Below are 6,904 nucleotides of genomic sequence, written 5' to 3' on the forward strand. Positions count from 1 at the left end.
TCAGAAATGGGTAATTTCGGTAAGTTTTAGATATATTTTTGTGCACAGCAGCGGCTTTGACAAATCCGATTCCGGTGCCAGAAAGTTTGGTAGGCAGATTTTTTATGGTAAAGTAGTGCGAAAAAGCAAACTTCTGCATCGCCGCCCTTGCCCAACACAGCACAGTGCTTGATTACTACAAGAATTGAGGCTTGAATTGAGCGGTAAAATTTGATGCAGCAATCAGTGCAAATTATTCGGTGTGAAGCCTGCAAATAGCTTGAGTTTATGGAGAAGTTTGGAGGAGGTAGCAGAAGTAGAACTCATAAATCCCTCTTAGGGATGGAAGTTAGCCGATCGAAAGCTGTTCCGGTTTGGGCTTTGCTATCTTTGGTGACGAACGGGGTACTGATACTTACAGTCGCTCAACTACTGCTGCGGGGACACAACTTGACAGAAAGCTTCCAGGCGAATGATGCGGTGACGGCAGAAGCGGCCCAGGAACAAATGGGCCAACCGGTGATCTCTGCAAAGGCAGTGCTAGACGTGCCCGTTCCAGGACCGCGACATAAATGGACTTACCAGCAGTGGGTGACGCAGTTAGGTCGCGAAGCTGAGGCGGCGGCGGCGAATCGACCCTCAAGACTGAGTGTTTTGGCTGGGGATTCTCTAAGTATGTGGTTCCCGACTAAGCTGTTACCAGTCGATCGAATTTGGCTGAATCAAGGGATTTCGGGGGAGACTTCCCTGGGTTTGCTGAAGCGGTTGCAGTTGTTCGATAGAACTGCCCCGGATACTGTGTTTGTGATGATTGGGATTAACGATTTGTTACGGGGAAGCACCGACGAAGGGATTTTGGACAACCAGCGGCAGATTATTCGCGATTTGCGGTGGGCTCACCCCAAAGCACAAGTGGTTGTGCAGTCGATTTTGCCCCATAGCGGGGAACAAGCTACTTGGGAAAATCGCGATCGCCTGTTGGCGATTCCTAACAGTCGGATTAGGGCAATAAATCGACGGCTGAAAGAAATTGCTAGTTCGGAAAATGTTTTGTATCTGGATTTGTACCCGCTGTTTGCGGATGCTGACGGCAATTTGCCAACAGAACTCAGCACAGACGGCTTGCACCTTAACGATCAAGGTTATCTGGTTTGGCGATCAGCCCTGCAACTGTTCGATCAGATGCAGTTGAAAAATGAGTCATGAGTCATTAGTTATTAGTTATTAGTTAGAAAGATAAAGGATAAAGTAACATTCTCCCCAACTCTCCTCCTCCGACTCTCCCCAACTCAAAACTCCCGCCCTCTCCTCAACTCCCCCTCTCCGATTACTCTGCGATCACTGGCTATGTCAAGTATCCACTGATAGATTAAGAAACATGATAGTTAGCTATTTAGTATAGGGTGATACAGAATAACTGTTTGTACAAATGGTGCAATCCAAAAGGCATAGACCATTAGATTGATAGTGGACGAATTAAGATGAGTCCGGCTATACGAAGGCGGGGGGTTGAGGATTGGGGAATTATCTATTGAAGATTTGTTCCGCTAAAACAGGGACTTAAAACCAAATAACTATTGCATCTAAAATCCTCACATCTAAAATCGGCTCGGTCTTCCCGAAAAATTGCTGAGTATGAAAAGGTACAACTAACGTGATCAAAAAAAGTTTAACGATCGGCATCATTGCACTGTGGGTGTTAAGCGTACCGCTGACAGGCACTGCCATAGCTCAAGATGCTGGTGCCGCTACTGCGGTGGCGCCGAATCCGATCGACAGCGGCGATACGGCCTGGATGTTGGTCTCCGCAGCACTGGTATTGCTAATGACACCGGGGCTGGCGTTTTTCTACGGGGGACTGGTGCGATCGCGCAACGTCCTCAACACCATGATGATGAGCTTAGTCATGATGGGACTGATCGGCGTCACCTGGACGCTGTGGGGCTACAGTTTAGCCTTTGATGTTTCCACTCCAGCGTCCGAAGGCTTTGGCAAAGGGATCGAAACCTTCATCGGCGGTTTCGACTGGATGTTCTTGAACAACGTCACGGCCGACAAACCAGATCCGATCGGCTACGCACCGACCATACCCCACCAAGTCTTCATGGTTTACCAGATGATGTTCGCCATCATCACTCCGGCCTTGATTTCAGGGGCGATCGTCGAACGGGTAACATTTAAAACCTATTTCTGGTTCGTACTGCTGTGGTCTACCTTCATCTACTCTCCTTTAGCCCACTGGGTTTGGGGTAGAGGCTGGCTGGGGGCGATGGGAGCTTTAGACTTTGCCGGCGGCACAGTCGTGCACATCAGTTCCGGTGTTTCTGCGGTTGTCGCAGCTTGGGTAATCGGGCCCCGCAAAGACCACTTGAACAAGCCCCACACCCCCCACAACGTACCCTACGTCTTGCTGGGAATTGGGCTGCTGTGGTTCGGCTGGTTTGGCTTCAACGGTGGTAGTGCTTTGGGCTCTGGTTCTTTAGCAACAGTGGCTTTTGTCACCACCATGATTTCAACAGCAGCAGGCGGTTTAACTTGGACAATCCTCGAATGGGTGCTCAGAGGCAAACCGACAGCAGTGGGAATTGCTAGCGGTTTCCTAGCGGGATTGGTGGGCATCACACCTGCGGCTGGATTCGTGCTGCCAGTGGGGGCGCTTTTGATCGGATCGATCACTTCGGTTTGCTGCTTCTTTGGCGTTAGTTTCCGGGCTAAGCTGGGATTTGACGACTCTTTGGATACCTTCCCGATTCACGGCTTAGGCGGAACTGTGGGTGCGATTCTGACTGGCGTGTTTGCGACTAAAGCGGTTAACGCTGCCGGAAATGATGGGCTGTTTGCCGGGAATCCGGGGCTAATCGTCACCCAGTTGGTAGGCATTCTAGCTACTTACGTGTTTGCGGCTGTCGGCACTTTTGTGATCCTGAAAATTTTGGAACAGTTTATGGAACTGCGAGTGCCGTCATCTGCTGAAGACAAAGGTTTGGATATTGACCTGCACGGGGAAGAAGCTTACGGTGAGGATTTTGCCGGCGGTTTCAGTTCGTTTGAATCGAGTTCTCCTTTTGCGCCTAAGAAGATTTGAAGCTGATTATTTGAATAAGTTCGATCGTGTAGAGACTCAGGTATCTGGTCTCTACGCTTTTTTTTGAGTTTTTTTAACGAACCGCGAAGACGCGAAGAGCGCGAAGAAGGAAGAGAAAAAAGGGTTAAGATGAAAGAATTATGCGTTTGATGCCTTCTTTGAGGATCGGAACGTTGAAGTTGATCAGAAGGCCTAGGGTGTTTTTGGTCATTTTAAGATAGGAGATAACTTGGGCTTCATGGATGGGAGCTAGCTTTTCAACAGCTTTTAATTCGACAATGAGGATATCGCCAACCAGAAAGTCTAATTGACCTTCGCCCACTGGATAACCTTTGTAGGTGATTGCTACAGGCTTTTTAGGGTGACAAGCTATCCCCCGCATCCGAAATTCAACTTCTAAGGATTCCTGATACACAGATTCTAAAAATCCTGGCCCCAAAAGCCGATGCACCTCAATAGCCGCCCCAATCACTCTATAAGCCAACTGTTCTAGCTGTTCGCCCAATTGTCTCATTCTTCTTTCTTCTTCCTTCGCGTCCTTCGCGTCTTCGCGGTTCATTTCTTCTTCCCTCTCATTTGTCGATCGTATAAATAGCATATCCCCTCTTCCCTACTGAGCCAATAAGCCCGATCGCACCCCAGGCATTCTAAAATCAAAGGTAATTAACCTAGATTTCTACTCGATACCGCATGGATACTAAAGCTTTTAAAAGATCGCTCCAACAATCGGAAAACTACCACCGCAAGGGTTTCGGACACGAAGCTGAGGTAGCTGGGGTGATGCAGACGGCTTATCAAAGCAGTCTGATCCAGCAAATTCGTGACAATAATTACAGACTGGAACGCGGCGCAGTTACGATCCGGCTGGCTCAGGCTTTTGGGTTTTGCTGGGGGGTGGAACGTGCTGTAGCTATTGCTTACGAGACTCGCCAGCATTTCCCCTCGGAACGGATTTGGATTACTAATGAGATTATTCATAATCCGTCTGTCAATCAGCATTTGCGCGATATGGAAGTTGGTTTTATTGCTGTTGAGAAGGGGCAGAAAGATTTTTCGGTTGTTGATAGCGGCGATGTGGTAATTTTACCGGCTTTTGGGGCCAGTGTCCAAGAAATGCAGTTGCTTAATGATAAGGGCTGCAAGATTGTTGATACTACTTGTCCTTGGGTTTCTAAGGTCTGGAATACTGTTGAAAAGCACAAAAAAAAGGATTACACTTCGATTATTCACGGTCAGTATAAGCATGAGGAAACTGTAGCGACGAGTTCTTTTGCTGATAAGTATTTGATTGTGCTGAATTGGCAAGAAGCTGAATATGTCAGCAATTATATCTTGCATGGGGGCGATCGCGCTGAGTTTCTTGCTAAATTTAGCAAGGCTTATTCTGCTGGTTTTGACCCAGATGTGGATTTGGAAAGCGTTGGTATTGCTAACCAAACTACTATGCTCAAAACTGAGACGGAGAATATTGGCAAGTTGTTTGAAAAAACGATGATGCGGAAGTTCGGGCCGGAGAATTTGAGCGAGCATTTTCTGAGTTTTAATACTATCTGCGATGCGACTCAGGAACGGCAAGATGCTATGTTGAGTTTGGTTGAGGAAAAGCTGGATTTGATGCTGGTGATTGGGGGTTTTAATTCTTCTAATACTACGCATTTGCAGGAAATTGCGATCGACAAAACTGTTCCTTCTTATCACATTGATTGTGCGGAGCGCATTTTACCGGGAAATCGGATCGAACACAAGCCTTTGGGGGGAGATTTGATCGTAACTGAAGGTTGGCTACCGGATGGTAAAATTGTAGTCGGCGTGACTTCGGGTGCTTCTACCCCGGATAAGGTTGTTGAAGATGCGATTGATCGCATTTTGGCGATGAAAGCAGCGGCTGCGATTATGTAATTATATTGTTTCTGCACTGCACTCGGAAGCATATTTTTCTCAGTGCAGGGCGAGTTATCTCTTTGCGAGTGCGATCGAGCGTCTCGCTCGCAAAAAGATATCATTCTGATGTTCAACTAATTTCAATTCATTAATTCTTCCCCATTACCCGATCGCTCGCATTTCTGATTTCTGATACTATTCACCCGCGTCATCCCCTCTGTGAATTTCTCCCTGCCTCCAACAAATTATTTTTTAATGAAATATTAAAAATTCGCCTTTTTTTTGGGTAAAAAGCTTGACTTGGCTATTTTGATAAGCTGTTGTGCATTTAAAACGCATAGTGGTATAATATAACATAATGATATTCAGACAAAGTGAATGCCTGCTAAAAATTTTCTAAGTTCCGAAACAAAGGAAACTCTTCAACAAGTATTAAAAGAGCATGATCATCCAGACATTCGGCAAAGAGCCTTAATTTTTTTGTTACTAAATAACGGAAATACACAAGCTCAAACTGCTGAACTAATTGGATGTTCTCTCAGAAAAGTTGCCTACTGGAGTATTCATGGTGATCCCGATAATTTAGACAGCTTTAAAGATAATAGGATGAAGGGTAATTACCGAAAAGCCACAGAAAAATACATTAATTTACTTTTAGAAACAGTTGAAGTAGAGCCTGAGAAATATGGTTATGAGTTCGGAAGATGGACAACAGCTAGACTTGCAATACATCTAGGAGAGCAGACGGGAATTGAGCTGAGTAGTACCCAAGTAAGGAGAATTTTAAAATCAAAAAAGTATGTTTACCTTTGGGCTAAATACAGCTTAAAGGATAAGCAAGATGCCGTAGAAAGGGGTTTATTTAAAGATAAATTAGATGAGTATTTAAAAATAGAAAAAGAATCTCCAAACCTATTGCAGGTATGGTTTTGGGACGAAAGTGGATTTAGTTTAAGAGTAATTAGACGGAAAAACTGGTGTAAAAAGGGGACTAGAAGTAATAAAAGAGGAGACCGACGAAAAGGTCGTATTAATGTTATGGGTGGAGTGAGATACTCAGACAAAAAAAGATGGGTAGATTTTATTCCATCTGGTAATTCTGCTAATTTTTATGCTGTGCTGAAAACTTTTTATGAAGATTTAAAATCCGAGTGGATATTGCAAGGAAATTTAGCAGAAGACTTTAAAGATAAGGGCTGTAAGTTTGTGATAATTTTGGACAACGCTAGTTTTCATAAAAAAGCAGAGACTTTACAGAAAATAGCGTCAGAGATGCCGAATCTAATCATAGAGTTTTTGCCCAAGTATAGCCCTGACTATAACCTAGTTGAATTAGTATGGCATTCCGCAAAGGAATATGTTGCTAATAGATTATTTGAATCCATTGAAAAACTAGAATCACTGTTACATAAACTTTTAAATGAAGGAGAATTAATTATGAAATGGAACCGAAAGATCAAAAACAAAGGTAACGCGAGTTAATGCAGTTTAGATGTCGAACAGCTTAATGTATTATTTAATAATGGGAATTATAGCAAAATTTAAATTTATGTCACCACTCCCATTATTTAAATGATATCCCAAAAATCAACTTTAGTCAATAAGTAAAAACTCTTTATCTTTGCGCCGCAATTTGAAACTGCCCAAGGAACACGAACGATACAAAAATCGATGCAAAAAAAGGCGAATTAAGCTTTGTAGGCTATCCTAGATTGTCTGGTGTCTGCGTGAATCACGAAACGCAAGAGAGCGATTTATGCCATCTCCGACTTAAGGGGGATGCGAGGCGGAGCGAGGCTAAATTAGAAACAAGATCGATCGCCTGGGGGGGTGGCAACCAGCCTGAAACCGAGAGGTGGTGAGGATTGAGCCAATCCGCTGCTCAAAAAAGATAGGCAGCATAATTGTTACACGCTTGCCTATCCCAAAAATAATGATACCAACATTTTACCAGACTCA

General features: G+C 44.5%; 5 protein-coding genes. 4 read left to right on the forward strand and 1 reads right to left on the reverse strand.

What is annotated here, in order from left to right; translation table 11 throughout:
* Positions 1-267: 267 nt before the first annotated feature.
* Both QUA24_RS18975 and QUA24_RS18980 read left to right on the forward strand, forming a co-directional pair.
* The gene (locus tag QUA24_RS18975) at positions 268-1,185 is read left to right on the forward strand and encodes an SGNH/GDSL hydrolase family protein (protein WP_333210339.1); all 918 of its coding nucleotides are present in this window, start codon (positions 268-270) and stop codon (positions 1,183-1,185) included.
* A gap of 448 nt (positions 1,186-1,633) precedes the next feature.
* Positions 1,634-3,064 carry an ammonium transporter gene (locus tag QUA24_RS18980; protein ID WP_333231253.1) on the forward strand — a complete coding sequence of 477 codons (1,431 nt, stop codon included), beginning with the start codon at positions 1,634-1,636 and terminating at the stop codon, positions 3,062-3,064.
* A gap of 124 nt (positions 3,065-3,188) precedes the next feature.
* On the opposite strand, the gene QUA24_RS18985 is transcribed toward QUA24_RS18980, so the two are convergent.
* Positions 3,189-3,662: a GxxExxY protein gene (locus QUA24_RS18985; RefSeq protein ID WP_333231255.1), complete on the reverse strand. Its 474-nt coding sequence runs from the start codon at positions 3,660-3,662 to the stop codon at positions 3,189-3,191.
* Positions 3,663-3,754: 92 nt separating this feature from the next.
* On the opposite strand from QUA24_RS18985, the gene QUA24_RS18990 reads away from it, so the two are divergent.
* Both QUA24_RS18990 and QUA24_RS18995 read left to right on the forward strand, forming a co-directional pair.
* Positions 3,755-4,963: a 4-hydroxy-3-methylbut-2-enyl diphosphate reductase gene (locus QUA24_RS18990; protein ID WP_333210335.1), complete on the forward strand. Its 1,209-nt coding sequence runs from the start codon at positions 3,755-3,757 to the stop codon at positions 4,961-4,963.
* Between the two features lie 360 nt (positions 4,964-5,323).
* Positions 5,324-6,427 carry an IS630 family transposase gene (locus QUA24_RS18995; protein ID WP_333231256.1) on the forward strand — a complete coding sequence of 368 codons (1,104 nt, stop codon included), beginning with the start codon at positions 5,324-5,326 and terminating at the stop codon, positions 6,425-6,427.
* Positions 6,428-6,904: the final 477 nt, after the last annotated feature.

The sequence above is a fragment of the Microcoleus sp. Pol12B5 genome (assembly GCF_036701335.1).
Taxonomy (GTDB): domain Bacteria; phylum Cyanobacteriota; class Cyanobacteriia; order Cyanobacteriales; family Microcoleaceae; genus Microcoleus.